This is a genomic window from Pseudarthrobacter sp. MM222, assembly GCF_947090775.1.
GTDB lineage: Bacteria > Actinomycetota > Actinomycetes > Actinomycetales > Micrococcaceae > Arthrobacter.
In genome coordinates this window covers 1,313,085-1,332,193 of the sequence record NZ_OX352321.1, presented here as the reverse complement: position 1 = coordinate 1,332,193, position 19,109 = coordinate 1,313,085, and the positions used below count along the sequence as shown (strand labels likewise).

The following is a 19,109-nucleotide window of genomic DNA, read 5'->3' as shown; positions in this document are numbered from 1 at the left end:
GTAATAAACGCGCCGATAGGCAAACGTCACAGCACGTTAACAAACGGCGACGGTCCCGGAAACGCGGCATCTCTACCTTGGAAGGACAACACCCCCCCAAGGAGGTCTCCGTGACTGCTGATCGCACCGCAAGCGCCGAACCCGGCGTTTCCACACACATTGAAGCCGGTACAACTGTCGGCGGCCCCGCCCTTGAGTACCGGCCCGGCCGCTGGATTGCCAACTGGGATGCCGAGAACAAGACCCAGTGGGAGACCCTGGGCCGCTCCATTGCCCGCCGCAACCTGAACTGGTCCATCTTCGCCGAGTTCCTGGGCTTCGTGGTCTGGCAGCTCTGGTCGATCGTAGTGGTCCAGCTGCCCGCGGCCGGATTCACCTTCAGCACCTCGGAAATTTTCTGGCTGATCTCGATGCCCAGCCTGGTCGGCGCCACGCTGCGGATCCCCTACACCTTCATGGTCCCCCGCTTCGGCGGCCGGAACTGGACAATCGTCTCCGCCATGCTGCTGCTGATCCCCTCGATCGGGCTGGCCATGTGCGTCTCCAACCCGGAGACCCCGTTCGGCACCATGCTGTTCGTCGCAGCCCTCGCCGGCTTCGGCGGCGGCAACTTCGCCAGCTCGATGGCCAACATCACCTTCTTCTACCCGGCCCGTGAAAAGGGCTGGGCGCTGGGACTGAACGCTGCCGGCGGCAACCTCGGTGCCGCCGTCGCACAGCTGGCCGTTCCGATCGCAATCACCCTCCTGGCCGCCGGCACCGTCAACCTCCCCATGGCCGGCCTGATGTGGGTCCCGCTGATCCTGCTCGCCGCGTTCGGTGCCTGGAAGTACATGGACAACCTCACCAGCGCCAAGGGCGACGTCGCGGGCTCGCTCGCCGCGCTCAAGGAACCGCACCTGTGGATCATGGCGCTGCTGTACATCGGCACCTTCGGTTCCTTCATCGGCTTCGCCGGCGTCTTCCCCAAGCTCATCAAGGACTACTTCCCGGCGTTCTCCTCGATCGGGGTCGGCACCGTGGCACTCTCGCTGGCATTCCTCGGCCCGCTGGTCGGCTCGCTCGCCCGTCCCTACGGCGGGCGGATGGCTGACCGCATGGGCGGCGCCCGGATGACCGTCACCGCCTTCGCTTCGATGGCCGTCATCACGCTCACCATGATCTGGACGCTTCCGCTGAAGAACTTCTGGCTCTTCCTGGTCCTGTTCCTGATGCTCTTCACCGCCAGCGGCTTCGGCAACGGTGCAACGTACCGGATGATCCCGGTCATCTTCGCCACCTCGAGCCGGGCAGCCAAGTCCGGCGCCAGCACGGTGGCCACCCAGCGCCTCGCCTCCTCCGCCCTGGGCCTCATCTCGGCCATCGGCGCCTACGGCGGGTTCGTCATCCCGCAGGTGCTCAACGCCTCCAACAGCGCCAGCGGCTCGTACACCCCCGCGTTCTACGGATTCGTCGGGGCCTACGTCCTGATGCTGATCGTCTGCTGGGCCTGCTACATCCGCAACGCCAACCGAAACGCGATGGGACACGTCTAACATGACCAAAAGCGCCGACACGCACTGCCCTTACTGCGCTCTGCAGTGCGCCATGACGCTCACGTCCCCAGCGGCTCTGACCCCGGCTCCCCAGCCGGGGTCAGACCCCGTGGCGGCGCCTGCCGCCACCCCACTCGAGGCGCCCCCCGTAGCGCCCCTCGATGCGCCCCTCGCCGTGTCCGGCAGGGACTTTCCGACCAACCGCGGCGGCCTCTGCCGCAAGGGCTGGACTTCCGCCACGCTGCTGAACCACACCGGCCGGGTCACCGAACCGCTGCTTAAAGGCGCCGACGGCGTCCACCGCCCCATCGGCTGGGACGAGGCCCTGGAGCTCATTACAGCCGCGGTCAAGACCGCCCGCGCCCGGTACGGCGCGGACGCCGTCGGCGTCTTCGGCGGCGGCGGGCTCACCAACGAGAAGGCCTACCAGCTCGGCAAGTTCGCCCGGCTGGCCCTCGGTACCTCACGGATCGACTACAACGGCCGGTTCTGCATGTCCTCGGCCGCCGCGGCCGGGATGCGCGCCTTCGGCCTGGACCGCGGCCTCCCCTTCCCGTTGGAGGACCTCGATGCCGCCAGCACCATCCTGATGCTCGGGTCCAACGTCGCCGAGACCATGCCGCCGTTCGTGCAGCACCTGCAGGGCGCCCGCGACGCCGGCGGCCTGATCGTGGTGGACCCCCGCCGCTCGGCCACCGCGGCGTTCACCTCCGACGGCGGCGGCCTGCACCTGGCACCGCTGCCCGGCACCGACCTCGCCCTGCTGCTCGGCCTCTCCCACGTGGTCATCCACGAAGGACTCGCGGACGTGGACTACATCACGGCCCGCACCACCGGCTACGACGCCCTGGTCCGCAGCGTCGCCAGCTTCTGGCCGGAGCGCGTGCAGTCGCTCACCGGCGTCCCCGCCAGCCTCATCCGGGACACCGCCCGGCGGCTGGCCGACGGCGCACGCCACGGCGGCAGCTACATCCTCACCGGCCGCGGCGTGGAACAGCACGTCGACGGCACTGACACCGCCACCGCCGCCATCAACCTCTCACTCCTGCTGGGGCTGCCCGGCTCGGCCCGCAGCGGCTACGGCACGCTGACCGGCCAGGGCAACGGCCAAGGCGGCCGCGAGCACGGCCAGAAGGCGGACCAGCTCCCGGGCTACCGCAAGATCACCGATCCCGCCGCCCGCGCCCACATGGCCACGGTCTGGGGCGTCCCCGAAGCGCTGATCCCCGGTCCCGGCATCCCCGCCGTCGAACTGCTTAAGTCCTTGGGACAGCCCGACGGCGTCCGTTGCCTCTTCGTGCACGGCGCCAATGTGGCGGTGTCCGCGCCGGACGCCAACGCTGTGATCAAGGGCCTGCGCAGCCTGGACTTCCTGGTGGTATGCGACTTTTTCCTCTCCGAGACCGCCTCCGAGGCGGACCTCATCCTTCCGGTCACGCAGTGGGCCGAGGAGGAAGGCACCCTCACCAACCTCGAAGGCCGTGTGCTCCGCCGCCGCCGGGCCATCGCTCCCCCGCCGGGAGTACGCACCGAACTGTGGATCATGAACCGGCTGGCCGAAGCCCTCGACGCGCCGTCCACGTTCAGCGAGGACCCGGAGACGGTCTTCGAGGAACTCCGGCTCGCGTCCGCCGGCGGCCTGGCCGACTACTCCGGGATCGACTACGCCATGCTGGACCGCGGCGAGGCAGCCTACTGGCCTTACCCCGCGGGAAGCACCGGCACGCCTCGGCTGTTCCTGGGCTCCTTTGCCCACGCCCACGGGCGGGCCGTGTTCACCCCGGTGACCCCCCGCCGTCGTACGCCTTCTGCGGCGGACGCCGCAGCGGCCGCTGATCGCGCCGGCACTGATCAATTGGGCACCGCGATGACCCTGATCACGGGCCGGCTGATGGAGCACTACCAGTCCGGCGCGCAGACCCGCCGCGTGGCGGCCCTCGCCGCCGCCCAGCCCGAGGCCAGGCTCCAGATCCATCCCGCGGCCGCGTCGGCGCAGGGCATCGCCGAGGGCGACTACGTCTCCATTTCGAACGAGCGCGGCGAGGTCAGCTGCCGCGCCGAGCTCAGCACGGACATCCGGCCCGAGACGGTGTTCCTGCCGTTCCACTTTCCGGAGCTGGAGAGCGCTAACCGGCTCACCGAGGCCGCGACGGATCCGATTTCCGGGATGCCGGAGTTCAAGACGAGCAAGGTGTGGGTCCGGCCGGGCGCCGGAGATGCCCACGCGAATGTTCCCCAGATGGAAGGTGCCTCATGACCGAGCGGATTGTTGTGGTGGGCTTCGGGCCGGTGGCCGCACGGCTGATCGACGAGCTGTTGCCGGCGGTGCGCAGCGGGGTGGCGCAGCTGACGGTAATCGGCGAGGAGGCGGAGGCCGCGTACAACCGCGTGCTGGTGGCCGATTTGGGCGTCGGGCGGACGACGGCTTCGGCCTTGGCGCTGTCCGATGCGGCGGCGCTGGTTGCCGACGGCGTGGACGTCCGGCTCGGCGTGCGCGTCCGCCGCGTGGACCGTGCCCGGCAGCAGCTGATTCTCACCGACGGTACCTCCCCCGGCTACGACCGGCTGGTCTTCGCCACCGGCTCCCGTCCCGTCATTCCCAACCTCACCGGGCTCAACCCGGATCCGGCCGCACCCGTCCTGCCGCCGGGCGTGACCGCGCTGCGGGACCTGCGGGACGCCTCGGTGCTGCAGGCGGCTGTGGCGGGCGGCAAGCGCGTGGTGGTCCTCGGCGGCGGCGTGCTCGGCCTGGAGACGGCACTGGCCGCGGCCGAAGAGGGCGCCACCGTGACCGTGGTGCACAACGGCCCGCACCCGCTGGGCCGCAACATCGACCGCGGCGGCGGCGCCGTCCTGGCCGCGAGCCTGCGGAACTGCGGTGTGCGGGTGGCCGGCAACGCGCGCTCCGTCGGGGTGGAACACAACGCGCCCGACGGCGGCTTCTCGGCGTTGCTGCTGGATGACGGTTCCGCGATCGACGGCGACCTGCTGGTCCTCTCCTGCGGCGTCCGTCCCCGGACCGAGCTCGCGGAAGGCTGCGGACTGTCGACGGCGGCCGGCATCCTGGTGGACCACAAGCTCCGGGCGCACCACGAACCCCACATCTTCGCGATCGGCGACTGCGCCGAGGTCCGCTGCCCGGAACCGGACTGCCTTGAGTGCCGGACCGCGCGCGGCCCGTCCGGGCTTGTGGGCCCGGGCTGGCGGCAGGCCGAATGGCTGGCCGACTACCTGACGCTGCTGGCGTCCGAGGCTGCTGCCGAGGCCGAGGCCCTGCCGGCACTTCCGGCGGAGAAGCCCGGCGTGATTGTCCTCAAAGCCCGGGGCCTGAACATGGCCGTTGCCGGCGATAACGCCGCGGAGCCGTGGGATGAGGAAGCGCTGACGGCCGGTGCCGTGAACGGGCGGGCCCGGCTGCAGATCGCCCAGTGGGCCGATCCCGAGCACGGCCGCTACGTGAAGATGACCACCCGCGCGGGAGTCCTCGAAGGCCTGGTGTCGGTAGGCATGCCCCGCACCGCGGCCGAGCTGGTGCAGCTCTTTGAACGCGGCGCCGAGCTTCCCGCGGACCGGTCGCTGCTGCTGCGGCTGGACGGGCCGGACCAGGCGGCGGCTGCCGGTGCGGCCGATCCCGAGCGGACCGTGTGCCGGTGCGCCGGTGTCAGCGGAACGAAGATTGCTGCTGCCGTGACTGACGGGTGCGGGACGGTGGCCGAGGTTTCCGGTGCCACCCGCGCCGGCACCGGCTGCGGCGGCTGCCACGAGGACATCAAGGGAATTATCGAAAAGCACTTTCAGGGGGCCGTGGCGTAGGCGCTTCCCGCGGACTCGCAACGCCTACTAGGCTTCCCGCATGGGGAACAGGAGGATCGGCCGGCGGGGGCGTGCCGCCTGGGTGGCGCTCGTGGGATTGATGCTGGTCACTGTGTATGCGGTCGCCGGCACGCTTCAAACCCTGGTGTGGAATCCTCTTGCGGCCGTACCCGGCGCGACGATGGCAGAAATCCACGCCGGGCTCGACCGGGCCAACGAGTCGCTCGGCGCCCCGGTCGTGATTGTCTGGGCGGTCGTGGGCGTGCTGCTGGCGGCTATCGTCGTCGTGGGTGCTGTGCAGCGACCAGATCTCCCAGTGAAGAACGTTTTGGTCATCGACCTTCTGCTTCTCGTGCTAGCCGCACCCTCGCACTGGTATGCCGCGTTCCCTGCGGGAATGGGCATAGCCGACGCATTCGCAACGCACGGCGGCGACCACGCTCCGTGGGGCCTCGCGCTCTATGCCAGCAGCGCCATGGCGCTTGCGGCCCTGTTCGTCGTCGCGATGATATCCAGATTCGGCCGGGCCGACACAGCGCCCTAGCGTCACCCCGCCGTCGCACTCCCCAGCACTACGTCCGTGCTCAGTTCCTTGCCGCCTCGCTGGTAGGTGACCTTGACGGTGGTCCCGGCTGCGTGTTCGTGGGCGGCGGCCGTGAGCTCCGAGGCATCGGTGATGCTGCGCCCGGCCAGGCCTGTGATGACGTCGCCCGCTTTCAGGCCGGCCGAGGCCGCGCCGGATCCTGGTGTCACCGCGGAGATCTCCGCCCCTGTGGTGAACCCTGAGGCCGGTCCGGAGGCCATGTCCTGTACGGAGAGTCCGAGCTGCCCGTGCGTGGCGGACCCGTTGGCGATGATTTCCTGCGCCACCCGTGACGCCTCGTTGATGGGGATCGAGAAGCCGACGCCGATGTTTCCGGACGAGGACGAGGAGGACGTGGAGTCGGCGGTGGCAATGGCCACGTTCACGCCAATGACCTCGCCCTTGGTGTTCACCAGGGCGCCGCCGGAATTGCCGGGATTGATGGCCGCGTCCGTCTGGATGACGTTCATGCTGACCGAGGCCTGGGCGGCCGTGGCACTGCGGCTCCGGCTCTGTGTGCTGGGCGCGGCCGAGGAAGCCGTTTCAATGGCACGGTTGGCGGCCGATACGATGCCATCCGTGACCGTGCCGCTGAGTCCCAGGGGTGCGCCAATGGCGACGGCTGTGTCCCCGACGTTGACTTTCGCTGAGTCGCCCAGCGAAGCGGGGACCAGCCCCTCGGCGTCGATCTTCACGACTGCTAGGTCCGCGAGCGCGTCCGCGCCAACCACCGTCCCCGGATATACGCTACCGTCGCTGGTGCGGACTTCGATGACCGCGCTGGCGGCTTCGCCGTCCAGGGTGACGACGTGCATATTGGTCAGGATGTGGCCGTCCGCATCCAAGATGATGCCCGAGCCGGTTCCGCCCGAGTCGGCGGTGGTCGCGCTGATCGTCACCACGCTGGGCGTCGCCTTCTGCGCCGCCGCCGTAACGGCGTTGACGCTGTCGGGGTTGTTGACGATCACGGGGGTGAATTCCGCGGTTTGCGATGTACTTGCCACCGGGGACGATGCGTTCAAGAAAGTTGTTGCTCCGGCGACAGTGCCCCCGCCGAGAAGGCCGGCGGCCAACATGCAGGCCATGAGTCCACCGGCACCGATCCGCTTCCTGGCCTTCACTTGTGCGGTTTCGTTCATGACCGAGCTCCTTGGAGTGTGATGCTCCGAGTCTTTCGAAGCTGTAAACCCATCGTGGAGGCCGGGCCTTTCGGCGGTCTGTCGTGCCGCTGTGAATGGACTGTGAGGCCTCCAGCATCCCCCGCGTAACAGGAATCGGTCAGCGCACGCACGGCGGGTAGCATCGGGGCCATGAGCGCCGACGACGACGACATCACCGAAGAACTGCTAGCTGACGCCGACAAACTCACCGGGCTGGGCCTTGAGCTCCTGGGGCTCGACCCGCATCCCGATGACATGACCGCCGAGCAGCGACTCCAGTTCGATCCCGAAGACCTCGCGGAGATGGCCGCGGTCGGCCCGGAGGAGCGCCAGAAGGCCCTGCGCCAGACGCGCCTGCTGGCCGGGCTGCTCTGGAACTCGTCGAGCATCCTCATCGACCAGCTCTTCCGGGACTTGGGCACGTTGAGCCAGCTCGAAGACGTCACCGCCACCGACATCGCCGGGACGTCCGTCCTGTCCTGCCTGCCGCCACAGTTCGCCGCCGGCTACGACGCGAAGTTCACCCAGAAATTCATCGTCGTCGCCTCCGACGTCACCGCATCCCTGGTCCGCGGCTGGACAGCCCCCGGCTCCCTCGCCGCCGAACTCGCCGTCCGGTGCCTGCTGGACCAGGCCGAGATCACCGAGGACATCTACGAACTGGACCTCCCGGAGGACTGGCGGACCGACGTCGAGGAAGTCCTGCTGGAACACGCGGACAGCCAGGCGCTGTACGCGGACAACCTGGACGATATCGAAGACGACGCCGACCGGCTGGGTTTCGAGCACTGGTTCCGGCCCGTCAGCGCCGGCGACACCGTTCCGCCGTACGCCTTTGCTGAACCGGACGGAACTCGTTCCCACGTTTAAGGAGCGCACTCGGGGACGCAAGGAATTCCCAAGGTTCCCGGGGTAACTGTTGAGGCCGGGATGACGGTTTCTAAAGGTTCATCCCCCTCGCCGCGGTGAGTCCGCGGGATCACGCGATCCGAACGCGCAAGTGTCTACTGCGCATCTGGCCTTACTCATCCGCGGCCACAAACGGCCGCCGATTCATTTTGGAGTACCCGTGAAACCTCTCACAGCCCGTCGATTTGCGCCGTCTGCCCTGCTTGCCGCTGCCCTTCTCACAGTATCGCCAGCCGCCATCGCCGCCGCTCCAGTCAAGGACGGCAAACCCGGAACCTTGGCGCAGGATATACCGGCCGGAGAGGGATGTGCTTTCGATCTTCGAGTTCTAGGGACCGGATCGAATGCAAACATCAAGGAATTCCTTGACGAAAGCGGCAAGATTGTCCGCACAATCACAGCCGGTAGGGGCTACACGCTTACCTACAGCCGGATAGTGAATGATGCTCCGGTAAAGTCGATAACTCTCCGGCCGACCGGTTCGGTCCAAAAGGAAACTATCGCGGCTGACCGGACCAAGACTGTCACGGCAACGGGGGGCAACGGGCTCATCCTGTTCTCCACGGATCTTCCCAAGGAGGCGGTGCCATCCGCAATCCAGTACTCGGGTCGCATCGTCTACACCGTTGCGCCCGACGGCACCTTTACCCTGATCAGCACTTCCGGCACGAGGCTGGACATCTGTGCGGCGCTGAAGTAAACACGGCGTCCACAGCCATAACCACAAAAGGGTCCAATGGCATTGCCACTGGACCCTTTTGTCGTGCGGTGATTGCTACATGTGGACGTGGAGGCGCCGTGCCGCTTCGGAGATGGAACCGCTCAGCGACGGGTACACCGTGAAGGTGCTGGCGACGTCGTCGACGTGCAGTTTCTGCTTCACCGCAATTGAGATCGCGAAGATCAGTTCGGAGGCATTCGGGCCCACCACGACGCCGCCGATCACGGTGCCGGAGCCCTTGCGGGCGAAGATCTTGATGAACCCGTCCTTGTGGTTGCGCATCTTGGCGCGGGCGTTGCTTTTCAGCGACAGCTTGACGACGTCGCCCTGGTATTTGCCGGATTCGATCTCTGCCTCGGACACGCCCACGGACGCGATTTCCGGTGAGGTGAAGATGTTGGACGCCACCTGGTGAAGCTTGATGGGGGTGACGCTGTCGCCCAGGAAGTGCGCGATGGCGATCCGGCCCTGCATCGCGGCCACGGAGGCCAGGGCAAGCACACCGGTGCAGTCGCCGGCCGCGTAGATGTTCGGCGCGCTGGTGCGGGAGACGCCGTCGACCTTGATGTGGCCACTCTCGGTGAGCGCAACGCCGGCCTCCTCGAGGCCGATCCCCGCCGTGTTCGGAATGGACCCGACGGCGACGAGGCAGTGGCTGCCGGTGACCTTCGAGCCGTCGGCGAGCGTGACCACCACACCGTCCTCGGTGCGCTCCACCGTCTCGGCGCGGGCGCGCGAGAGCACCTTGACGCCGCGGCGTTCAAAGACACCCTCGAGGACCTCGGCGGCATCCGTGTCGGAGCCCGGCAGCACGCGGTCACGGCTGGAAATCAGCGTCACCTTGGAGCCCAGGCCGTTGTAGGCGGAGGCAAACTCGGCGCCGGTCACGCCGGACCCCACCACGATCAGTTCCTCGGGGAGTTCGTCCATGTTGTAGATCTGGGCCCAGTTCAGGATCCGCACGCCGTCCGGCCGCGCGGTGGGCAGCTCGCGCGGGTGGGCACCGACCGTGAGCAGAATCGCGTCCGCTTCAACTGTCTCGGTGCCGTCGGCGGTGAGGACCTCGATGGTGTGGTTGTCCAGCATCTTGCCGGAGCCGATCAGGATACGGACGCCCTGCTGCTCCAGGCCGGCCTGGATGTCGGCGGACTGCTGCCGCGCGAGGCCCAGCAGCCGGTCGTTGATGTGTTTGAGGTCGGCCCGCATCACCGGGGCGAAGTCACCGCCGTCGACGTCGAACTTGACGCCCAACTCGCCGGCCTCCCCCACACGGGTCATCAGGTCCGCCGTCGCGATCAGCGTCTTGGACGGCACGACGTCGGTCAGCACCGCGGAGCCGCCGAGCCCCGCCCGCTCAATGATGGTCACCGTCGCCCCCAGGGAGGCGGCGACCATGGCGGCTTCGTAACCGCCCGGGCCTCCGCCCAGGATAGCGATGCGGGGTGAGCTGAAATCGGGATGCGTAGTCACAATCGACCATTCTCCCCCATCCACCCCGGCGCACCAAGAAACCGGCCCGCCCTCCGCCGCTGCCGGTGCTGGGCAGCATGGCACCGGCACGGTAACTTGTACCAGTGAGTAATACAGAATTCCTGAACACGGATCCCTTCGACGCCGCCCGCGCCGCCGCCGACTACATCGCCGAGGAGACGGGCATCGATTCCCACGACGTGGCCCTGGTCCTCGGTTCGGGCTGGGGCGAAGCCGCGGACCTGATCGGCGAGACCACCGCCACGCTGTCCGCAGCCGAGGTGCCGGGCTTCTCCGCCCCGTCCGTGGTGGGCCATGTGGGCACCATCCGCTCGGTGCTGACCAAAGAAGGCAAGCGCGCACTGGTCCTGGGCGCGCGGACCCACTACTACGAGGGCAAGGGAGTCCGCGCCGTGGTCCACGGCGTGCGCACCGCCGCGGCCGCCGGCTGCAAGACGCTGGTCCTGACCAACGGCTGCGGGGGGCTGAACGAGGACTGGGCACCGGGCACGCCGGTGCTGATCAGTGATCACATCAACCTCACCGCCACCTCACCGCTGGAGGGTGCCACCTTCGTGGACCTGACAGACCTTTACTCCGCCCGCATCCGGGACCTCGCCCGCGAGGTCGACTCCTCCCTGGACCAGGGCGTCTACGCGCAGTTCACCGGACCGCACTACGAAACCCCCGCCGAGGTGCAGTACGCCAAGCGGATCGGAGCCGACCTGGTGGGCATGTCCACCGCGCTCGAAGCCATCGCGGGACGCCACGCCGGCATGGAGGTCTTCGGCATTTCGCTCGTAACCAACCTCGCCGCCGGCATCAGCCCCGTGCCGCTGAGCCATGAGGAAGTCCTGGAAGCCGGCCACGCCGCGGGTCCCCGCATCTCCAAGCTGCTGGCGGAGATCATCGCCAAGCTTTAGCTTCCGCGGCCTCTACCCGGCGTCGGCGGCGAGAAAGTCCAGCGCCTTCTGCCGGTCCTCCGGGAAACGCCGTTCCATCGAATCGGCGATCCCGGCGATGGTCTGGCGCGCCAGGGCCTGCCGCCACACCAGCTCGGCCTGGCGCATGGTCTGCGAAATAAGGCAGCTCCGGACGAAATTCATTTCCGTATCTGCCTCCGGGCTGTTGCCCAGGATCCCCTCGCAGCGGAAGGCCGGTTCGGGTCCCTCCAGGGCCAGGACGACGTCCAGCACGGTGATGTTTTCCGGCCGGCGGGCCAAGAGGAAACCGCCCCGGGGACCCGAAACCGAGGTCATCACGCCGGCGCGGACCAGGGCCTGCAGCTGCTTGTTCAGGTAGGCGCCGGGCAGCTTGTAGTACTCGGCCAGCCGGGCGCTGTTGACCGCCTCCCCCGCCGGGGTCCACGCCATGTTGACGCAACTATGGATGGCCCATTCCACCCCACGGCCCATCTTCATATTCCAGACGTTACGTGTCCGGAAAATCGGGTGTCAAGGATGGGGCGGACCGGATCCCGACGCGCTGTAACCGAACCGTGAGGCCCCGCGGACCCGCCGAAGGAACGCTTCGGCGGCGATTGCGGATAGTTTGGTACCTATGACGTCTCCTGATGCCGAACTCATCCGACTGCTGGACGAAGCCCGGGACTGGGCCGCCCAGGACCCGGACCCGGCCACCGCCGCAGGCCTTTCCGAGCTGATCCAGCTCACCGCCGACGGCGTTGCCGCCGCCCGCCAGGAGCTCGCGGACAGCTTCAGCGGCACCCTGCAGTTCGGCACCGCAGGCCTCCGCGCGGCCCTCGGCCCGGGCCCGAACCGGATGAACCGGATGGTGGTGCGGCGCGCCGCAGCCGGCTTCACCGCATTCCTGACGAACGCCGTCGAGCAGGCCTCCCCGGGCACCCGGCCGCGCGCCGTCGTTGGCTATGACGCACGCTACAACTCCGAAATTTTCGCCGAAGAGACGGCGGCAATCCTCACCGCCGCCGGCGTCGAAACCTTCCTGATGCCCGCGGCCCTGCCGACGCCGCTGCTCGCCTACGCGGTGCGGGCACTGGAGTGCGACGGCGGTGTGATGGTCACCGCCAGCCACAACCCGCCGCAGGACAACGGCTACAAGGTCTACCTCGGCCGGCACGCCGTCGAGGAAAGCGGCCGCGGGGCGCAGATTGTCGCACCCTACGACGCCCTGATCGCGGCCAGGATCGACGCCGTCGGCGCCCTGGAGTCCATCGTCCTGGCCAAGGAAGGCTGGACGGTGCTGGAGCCGTCCATCGCGGCCGACTACGAGGCCGCCGTCGCGGCCCTCGCCGTTCCGGAGCATTTCCCTGCCCGGGACCTCAAGATCGTCCTGACCCCGATGCATGGGGTGGGCGGAGCGACGGCCGTGTCCGTCCTCAATGCTGCAGGCTTTGCCGACGTCACCCTGGTCGCGGAGCAGGCGGAGCCGGACCCCGACTTCCCCACAGTGAACTTCCCGAACCCGGAAGAGCCCGGTGCGCTGGACCTGGCCCTCGAGGCTGCGTCCCGGGTGGACGCCGACATCGTTCTCGCCAATGATCCCGACGCCGACCGCGCCGCGGTTGCCGCCAAGGACCCGGACACGGGCGCGTGGCGCATGCTGCGCGGGGACGAGGTGGGAGCCCTGCTGGGCGCGCACGCCGTGGCCCGCCTGGCTGCCGCCGGCGGTGAGGCCCCGGGAAGCGTCTTCGCGAACTCGATCGTGTCCTCGCGGCTGCTCGCGCGGATCGCGGCTGCCGCAGGGTATGCGCATGAGGAAACCCTGACGGGCTTCAAGTGGATCGCGCGTGTGCCGGGCCTGCTCTACGGCTACGAGGAGGCGCTGGGCTATTGCGTCGCGCCGTTCCTCGTCCGGGACAAGGACGGAATTTCCGCCGCGGTGCTGATCGCCGAATTCGCGGCCGCGGCCAAGGCCGAGGGCAAGACCATCTTTGACACGCTGGACGAGCTGTATCTGGTGCACGGACTGCACGCCAGCGACCAGCTCAGCATCCGGGTGGCGGACCTGGGGCTGCTGGACGCCATGATGAACCGGCTGCGCGTGAGCCCGCCGGAATCATTCGGCGGTTCCGCGGTGGAGACGGTCGTGGACCTGGCGGAGGGCAGCGAGCAGCTGCCGCCGACCGACGGCCTGCTGTACCTCACCAAGGACCTCACCCGCGTCATCATTCGCCCCAGCGGGACGGAGCCCAAGCTCAAGTGCTATCTGGAGGTCATCCGCAGCGTCGGCTCTGCCGCGGAGCTGCCGCAGGCGCGGCAGGAAGCGCGCGGCGCCCTGGACAGCGTCCTCGCCGACGTCCGCGAGGCCCTGGGGCTGTAGAAGCCCCGCTTACGGGAGTCCTGGAGCTCCGGGGCTTCAGAGCTCCACTTCGATGTACCCGGCCACAATCCGGGTGCTGAAGGTCTCCAGCCGGAGTCCGGGCGTGCCCAGGCACTCCCCTGTTTCCAGGTCATAGACTTCCTTGTGCAGCGGTGAGGCCAGCGTGGGTCGTGCCCCGCGGGAACCAGTGATACCGCGGGCCATGACATGCGCGCCGGTCGCCGGATCCTCCTGCGCTACGGCGTAAACCTCACCGGCAGCGGTGCGGAACAATGCCACCTGGCGTCCCGCGATCATGGCTGCCTCGCCCCAGGCGGGCTCCAGCTCCTCCACGGCGCACACTCGGTGCCAGCCGGTTCCAAAGCTGGGGTGTTCCACAAAGTTCCGTGCTGCGCTCTCAAGTACGGCAGTCATTTCGGTCCCTCTCTGATACATCCCTTAACGTGCTCAACCGCTCCTGCGGCCACGTATCCAAGCTAGGCCCGCGGTGTTTCAACCGGACGCGCCAAATGTGTCCGGCGGGTAAAAGAGACCTCACCCGCCCCGAAACACATTCGTGATGCAGAAGTTAAGATCACGAAACATAAGGGAAACTGAAGCGAAACTGCACTTGCCTAGGCTGGGTACACAAGCTGCAGAGCACCGTCTGCGGCCCATGCGAAAGGCCCACCGTGACCGGACAGACTTCCAGCCCAGAAACAGCGGGTTCACCTCGCCCCGAAACTCCCCGCCACATCGTGGTTGCCGGCGGCGGCCCTGCAGCCCACCGCTTTGCTGACGCCATGCACTCCCGGGGCCTCGACGGCTGGCACGTCACCGTCCTCACCGAGGAAGCACATCTCCCGTACGACCGCGTCGCCCTGAGCAAGGCCCTCACCGACAGCAATGTCGACCTCACCCTCGGCTCCGCCACCATGTGGGACCACGATGCCCTCAGCCTCAAGACCGGCGAGCGCGTCACGGCCCTCGACACTGCAGGCAAGACCGTCACGACGGCGGCCGGCACCGTGTACCCGTACGACGAGCTCGTCGTCGCCACCGGCTCCGACGCGGCCCGCCTGCCCATCGCCGGATCCGAACTCACCCACGTGTACCGCACGATCGAGGACGTCCGGGCCATCAACAAGGAGATCGCGGAGCTGACGGCCAAGCTCGGCCGCAAGGTCAACGCCGTCACCATCGGTGGCGGCCTCCTGGGCCTCGAATCCGCCGCCGGCACCGAACAGCTCGGCGCCACCCCGATCGTCATCAACGGCTCCCCCTGGCTGATGAACACCCAGCTGGACGAAGGCGCCGGGCAGGCCCTCGGCCGCCTCATCGAAGCCAAGGGCTTCACCGTCCACGGCGGCGTGTTCCCCTCCGAGGTCCTCTCCGACGACGACGGCCAGGTCACCGGCGTGCTCATGGCCGACGGCCGGATCATCGACGCCGACATCGTCATCGTCGCGATCGGCGTGAAACCCCGCGACGAACTCTTCCGGCTGGCCAACGGCCCGGAAACCGAAGGCATCGCGCCGCAGTTCCAGCTCGGCCCGCGCGGCGGCGTCGTCATCTCCGATGACTGCTCCACCGAGGTCCCCGGCATCTGGGCCATCGGCGAAGTCGCCAACTTCGGCGGCATGTGCCTGGGCCTCGTGGCCCCGGCCAACACCATGGCGGAGATTGTCGCGGACCGGCTGCACGGCGGCGAAGCGACCTTCCCGGGCTTCGACACCGCCACCAAGCTCAAGCTCTCCGGCGTCGACGTCGCCAGCTTCGGTGACGCTTTCGCCCGGACCGAGCACGCCCTCGAGATCGTCTACGCCGACCCGGCCCGCGGCGTCTACCAGAAGATCGTCACCACGGACGATGCCAAGACCCTGCTCGGCGGCATCTTCGTCGGCGACGCCTCGCCGTACACGAGCCTGCGCCCCATGCTGGGCCGCGAACTGGCCGCCGAACCCGGCGCGTACCTTACCGCCGCCGGCGGCGGCGACGCCCCGGACACGGAGCTTCCGGACGACGCCATCCTGTGCTCCTGCAACAACGTCTCCGCCGGAACCATCCGCGACACCGTCAACGGCTGCGGAGCCTGCGACGGCAACGCTCCCGTCCAGGAGCTCGGCGAGCTGAAGGGCTGCACCCGGGCCGGCACCAGCTGCGGTTCGTGTGTGCCGATGCTCAAGAAGCTGCTGGAAACCGAACTGACCAAGTCCGGTGTAGCAGTCTCCAAGGCACTCTGCGAACACATCGAGCTCTCCCGCCAGGAACTCTTCGAGACCATCCGCGTCCTGGAACTCACCTCCTTCGAGGAGGTCATGGCCAAATACGGCACCGGCGATGGCTGCGACATCTGCAAGCCGACGATCGCCAACATCCTGGCCAGCCAGAACAGCGCCTACGTCCTTGACGCCGGCCGCGGCACCTTGCAGGACACCAACGACCGCGCCCTGGCCAACATGCAGAAGGACGGCACATACTCGGTGGTCCCCCGCATCGCCGGCGGTGAAATCACCCCGAAGAAGCTCGGCGTCATCGCCGCCGTGGCCGAGAAGTACAACCTGTACACCAAGATCACCGGCGGCCAGCGCATCGACATGTTCGGCGCCCGGCTGGAGGAGCTTCCGGAGATCTGGAAGGAACTCGTGGACGCCGGCTTCGAATCCGGCCAGGCCTACGGCAAGAGCCTGCGCACGGTGAAGTCCTGCGTCGGTTCCACCTGGTGCCGCTTCGGTGTCCAGGACTCGGTGGCCATGGCCATCCAGCTGGAACTGCGCTATCGCGGCCTCCGCAGCCCGCACAAGCTCAAGATGGGTGTCTCCGGCTGTGCCCGCGAATGCGCCGAGGCCCGCGGCAAGGACGTCGGCGTCATCGCTACCGCGGACGGCTGGAACCTTTACGTCGGCGGCAACGGCGGTGCCACCCCGGCGCACGCCCAGCTGCTGGCCAAGGATCTCGACGACGAAACGCTGCTCAAGTACATTGACCGCTACTTCATGTACTACATCCGCACCGCCGACCGCCTGCAGCGCACCGCGCGGTGGCAGGAGGAGCTCGACGGCGGCATCAAACACGTCGAGGACGTGGTGGTGAAGGACACCCTGGGCATCGCCGCGGAACTCGAAGCGGCAATGGCCAAGCACGTGGACACCTACGTGGACGAGTGGGCCGACACCCTGAAGGACCCGGAGCGCCTCCGCCGGTTCCGCTCCTTCGTCAACGCCCCGGACCAGAAGGATGACTCCATCACCTTCGTCCCGGATGAGCGCGGCCAGATGCGCCCGGCCACTGCAGAAGAGAAGGCGCTGGCCGCCGAACAACCAGTCCTGATCGGGGCTTCCATCCCCATGCGGCCCCGCGATGAGAACGAGGTATAGCCATGCAGCTCAGCATTGATCTCACCGGACGCGAAATCCTGGTCACCGGCTCGGACACCGCCACGCGCCAGGCGGTCCGCCGCTACGAAGCCGCCGGCGCCATCGTCTCCCGGCTCAGCACTCCGCACGGGGCATCGCACGACGGTCCCCTGCCGGAACGGCCCTTCCTGGTGGCCGCGGTCGACGACGGCCAGCCGGGCTGGGAGGCCCTGCTGGAGCGCTGCCGCGCGACCGGCATTCCCGTCGCCGCCGAACCCGCCGCCGGTCCCGCCGGCCAGGTCACCCTGGTGGGCGGCGGGCCGGGAACCACCGAACTACTGACCGTGGCGGCCATCAAGGCGCTGCGCGACGCCGACGTCATTTTCTACGACCGGCTCGCCCCGTACCAGGAACTCCCCTCGCTGAGCACGGCCGAACTCGTGGACGTGGGAAAGCGTCCCGGGCACCACCCGGTCAGCCAGTCCGGGATCGAGGAGCTCATGGTCAACGCGGCCCTCGCCGGCAGGAACGTGGTGCGGCTCAAGGGCGGCGACCCGTACGTGTTCGGCCGTGGCGGCGAAGAAGTGGCGGCTTGCGTCAAAGCCGGCGTGCCGGTCCGGGTCATTTCCGGCGTGACCAGCGCCATCTCGGTCCCCGCAGCGGCCGGGATCCCGGTCACCCACCGCGAGGTCAGCCACATGTTCACCGTGGTCTCGGGCCACGCCCCGCTGACCGAGAAGGAGCACACCCACTTGGCGGGCCTCGGCGGAACCATCGTGGTCCTGATGGGCATCGGCACCCTGCACCAGCTCGCCGCCGGCCTGCGCCGCGCCGGGATGCGGGCAGACATGCCGATGGCCGTCGTCGAGCGGGGTTACCGTCCCGGGCAGCGCACCACCATCGCGGAGCTGGGCACCATCACCACCGCGGCCGCGGACTGCACAAACCCGGCCGTACTCGTGATCGGTGACGTCGTCCGGGTGGCCGAAGCCAACCGGGGCTCCGCCGAAGCCGCGGCCGACCTGGACCGGCTCGCCGCGTCCCTGATGGGGGCGTGAGAGCCGTGAGCGCGCTCAACGCCGTCGCCCCCGCCGTCCTGCCCGGAGCTCCCGGCACCCCGGAGGCCATCGCCGCCGAGGAGATCCTGGAAAAGGCGGAGCTGCCCCTCGAAGGATTCCGGATCGGCGTCACCTCACACCGGCGCTCCCAGGACCTGATCGAGGCCCTGGAACGGCGGGGTGCCGAGGTGCTGCACGCGCCTGCGCTGAAGATCGCACCGGTGCAGGAGGACCTGCGGCTGATCGAGGACACCCGCGCCATCATCGACGCCAAGCCCGACCTGTGCATCGCCACCACCGCCTACGGCATGCGCCGCTGGTGCGAGGCGGCTGATACTTTCGGGATCGGCGAGCAACTGCTCGAGACCCTCGGCGCAACCCGGATGTTTGTCCGCGGCCCCAAGGCCCGCGGCGCGGTCCGCGCGGCCGGACTCGCCGACGTCGGGATCAGCAGCGACGAAACCACCGCAACCCTGGTGGACATGCTCCTTGCCGAAGGCGTGCGCGGCAAAACCGTCGCGGTCCAGCTGCACGGCTACACCGATGTGCGCCAGCTCGAGCGGCTGCGGATGTCCGGCGCCACCGTCCTGACCGTCACCCCGTACCGCTGGGTCAAGCCCGACGGCGCCGACCGGCTGCCGCGGCTGATCGAGGCCGCCTGCACCGGCAACCTGGACGTGCTGACGTTCACCAGTGCCCCCGCGGTGGACGCGATGTGGAGCACGGCACACGAGATGGGCCTGTACAAACAGCTTGTGGAGAGTCTCAAGACGACAGTCGCCACCGCCGTCGTGGGTCCGGTCACGGCCCAGCCGCTGCTCGACGCCGGGCTGCAGCCGCTGGTCCCGGAACGGTTCCGGATGGGCGCCCTGATCCGGCTGGTCTGCGAGCACCTGGCCCTGAACCACGTCCGCCGGCTGGACACCGTCTCAGGCAGCGTGGAGCTCCGCGGCCGCTCCCTGCGGATCGATGGCGAGGCCGTGGAGATGGCCCCGGCGCCGCTGCTGCTGCTGCGGGCGCTGCTGGGTGCCGGCGGGGCCGTGCTGTCCCGCGAGGCCCTGTCCGAACTGCTGGAGCTGAGGGGGTCCGTGCACGCCCTGGACATGACGGTGAGCCGGTTGCGCTCCTCGCTTCCGGACGGCCGGCTGGTGGAAACCGTGGTCAAGCGCGGCTACCGGCTGCGGGTGTGACGCAGGGCATTACCGGCTGGTAAATACTGGCG

Annotated in this window: 15 protein-coding genes; 11 read left to right on the top strand and 4 right to left on the bottom strand. The window is 68.5% G+C overall.

The annotated features are described in order from the left end of the window. Positions 1-110 precede the first annotated feature (110 nt). The 4 genes from OM977_RS06000 (at position 111) to OM977_RS05985 (ending at position 5,892) form a co-directional block, all read left to right on the top strand. Complete coding sequence (locus OM977_RS06000; protein ID WP_442960704.1) at positions 111-1,535, top strand: MFS transporter; 1,425 nt, start codon at positions 111-113, stop codon at positions 1,533-1,535. Between the two features lies 1 nt (position 1,536). Then, on the top strand, positions 1,537-3,792 hold the full coding sequence (locus OM977_RS05995) for a molybdopterin oxidoreductase family protein (RefSeq protein WP_264356599.1): 2,256 nt from the start codon (positions 1,537-1,539) through the stop codon (positions 3,790-3,792). Further along, complete coding sequence (locus OM977_RS05990) at positions 3,789-5,348, top strand: FAD-dependent oxidoreductase (protein WP_264356598.1); 1,560 nt, start codon at positions 3,789-3,791, stop codon at positions 5,346-5,348. Before OM977_RS05995 ends, OM977_RS05990 begins: the two co-directional genes overlap by 4 nt. A gap of 91 nt (positions 5,349-5,439) precedes the next feature. Then, positions 5,440-5,892, top strand: coding sequence for a hypothetical protein (locus tag OM977_RS05985; RefSeq protein WP_442960703.1), 453 nt, complete (start codon positions 5,440-5,442; stop codon positions 5,890-5,892). Between the two features lie 2 nt (positions 5,893-5,894). Here OM977_RS05985 and OM977_RS05980 read toward each other — a convergent pair whose 3' ends face one another. Further along, positions 5,895-7,070, bottom strand: coding sequence for a S1C family serine protease (locus tag OM977_RS05980; RefSeq protein WP_333474008.1), 1,176 nt, complete (start codon positions 7,068-7,070; stop codon positions 5,895-5,897). A gap of 171 nt (positions 7,071-7,241) precedes the next feature. Here OM977_RS05980 and OM977_RS05975 point away from each other — a divergent pair, with 171 nt between their 5' ends. Both OM977_RS05975 and OM977_RS05970 read left to right on the top strand, forming a co-directional pair. After that, the gene (locus OM977_RS05975) at positions 7,242-7,961 is read left to right on the top strand and encodes a hypothetical protein (RefSeq protein ID WP_264356597.1); all 720 of its coding nucleotides are present in this window, start codon (positions 7,242-7,244) and stop codon (positions 7,959-7,961) included. Positions 7,962-8,160: 199 nt separating this feature from the next. Beyond that, positions 8,161-8,700, top strand: coding sequence for a hypothetical protein (locus OM977_RS05970; RefSeq protein WP_264356596.1), 540 nt, complete (start codon positions 8,161-8,163; stop codon positions 8,698-8,700). Positions 8,701-8,775: 75 nt separating this feature from the next. Here the strand turns inward: OM977_RS05970 and OM977_RS05965 are convergent, their stop codons facing one another. After that, the gene (locus OM977_RS05965) at positions 8,776-10,191 is read right to left on the bottom strand and encodes an NAD(P)H-quinone dehydrogenase (RefSeq protein ID WP_264356595.1); all 1,416 of its coding nucleotides are present in this window, start codon (positions 10,189-10,191) and stop codon (positions 8,776-8,778) included. 104 nt (positions 10,192-10,295) lie between these two features. On the opposite strand from OM977_RS05965, the gene OM977_RS05960 reads away from it, so the two are divergent. After that, positions 10,296-11,114, top strand: a complete 819-nt coding sequence (locus tag OM977_RS05960; protein WP_264356594.1) for a purine-nucleoside phosphorylase — start codon at positions 10,296-10,298, stop codon at positions 11,112-11,114. 12 nt (positions 11,115-11,126) lie between these two features. Here the strand turns inward: OM977_RS05960 and OM977_RS05955 are convergent, their stop codons facing one another. Next, entirely contained in the window at positions 11,127-11,564 is a 438-nt protein-coding gene (locus tag OM977_RS05955) for an RrF2 family transcriptional regulator (RefSeq protein ID WP_264356593.1), read from the bottom strand. Positions 11,565-11,751: 187 nt separating this feature from the next. Between OM977_RS05955 and OM977_RS05950 the strand changes: the two genes are divergently transcribed. Next, a complete protein-coding gene (locus tag OM977_RS05950) occupies positions 11,752-13,494 on the top strand; it encodes a phospho-sugar mutase (protein ID WP_264356592.1) in 1,743 nt (580 codons plus the stop codon). A 36-nt stretch (positions 13,495-13,530) separates the two neighbouring features. On the opposite strand, the gene nirD is transcribed toward OM977_RS05950, so the two are convergent. Beyond that, positions 13,531-13,908 carry a nitrite reductase small subunit NirD gene (gene nirD, locus OM977_RS05945; protein ID WP_264356591.1) on the bottom strand — a complete coding sequence of 126 codons (378 nt, stop codon included), beginning with the start codon at positions 13,906-13,908 and terminating at the stop codon, positions 13,531-13,533. Positions 13,909-14,165: 257 nt separating this feature from the next. On the opposite strand from nirD, the gene nirB reads away from it, so the two are divergent. The 3 genes from nirB to OM977_RS05930 are packed head-to-tail and all read left to right on the top strand — an operon-like array spanning position 14,166 to position 19,077. After that, positions 14,166-16,850, top strand: a complete 2,685-nt coding sequence (gene nirB, locus OM977_RS05940) for a nitrite reductase large subunit NirB (RefSeq protein WP_442960702.1) — start codon at positions 14,166-14,168, stop codon at positions 16,848-16,850. Between the two features lie 2 nt (positions 16,851-16,852). Further along, a complete protein-coding gene (gene cobA / locus OM977_RS05935; protein WP_264356590.1) occupies positions 16,853-17,887 on the top strand; it encodes a uroporphyrinogen-III C-methyltransferase in 1,035 nt (344 codons plus the stop codon). A gap of 5 nt (positions 17,888-17,892) precedes the next feature. Continuing rightward, positions 17,893-19,077, top strand: a complete 1,185-nt coding sequence (locus tag OM977_RS05930; protein WP_442960722.1) for a uroporphyrinogen-III synthase — start codon at positions 17,893-17,895, stop codon at positions 19,075-19,077. Positions 19,078-19,109 lie beyond the last annotated feature (32 nt).

What these genes read in the sequence shown, in the direction of transcription:
- OM977_RS05995 (WP_264356599.1), top strand. Translation starts at nt 1,537, where the DNA reads ATGACCAAAAGCGCCGACACGCACTGCCCTTACTGCGCTCTGCAGTGC.
- OM977_RS05980 (WP_333474008.1), bottom strand. Translation starts at nt 7,070, where the DNA reads ATGAACGAAACCGCACAAGTGAAGGCCAGGAAGCGGATCGGTGCCGGT.
- OM977_RS05990 (WP_264356598.1), top strand. Translation starts at nt 3,789, where the DNA reads ATGACCGAGCGGATTGTTGTGGTGGGCTTCGGGCCGGTGGCCGCACGG.
- cobA (WP_264356590.1), top strand. Translation starts at nt 16,853, where the DNA reads ATGCAGCTCAGCATTGATCTCACCGGACGCGAAATCCTGGTCACCGGC.
- nirD (WP_264356591.1), bottom strand. Translation starts at nt 13,908, where the DNA reads ATGACTGCCGTACTTGAGAGCGCAGCACGGAACTTTGTGGAACACCCC.
- OM977_RS05950 (WP_264356592.1), top strand. Translation starts at nt 11,752, where the DNA reads ATGACGTCTCCTGATGCCGAACTCATCCGACTGCTGGACGAAGCCCGG.
- OM977_RS05955 (WP_264356593.1), bottom strand. Translation starts at nt 11,564, where the DNA reads ATGGCGTGGACCCCGGCGGGGGAGGCGGTCAACAGCGCCCGGCTGGCC.
- OM977_RS05975 (WP_264356597.1), top strand. Translation starts at nt 7,242, where the DNA reads ATGAGCGCCGACGACGACGACATCACCGAAGAACTGCTAGCTGACGCC.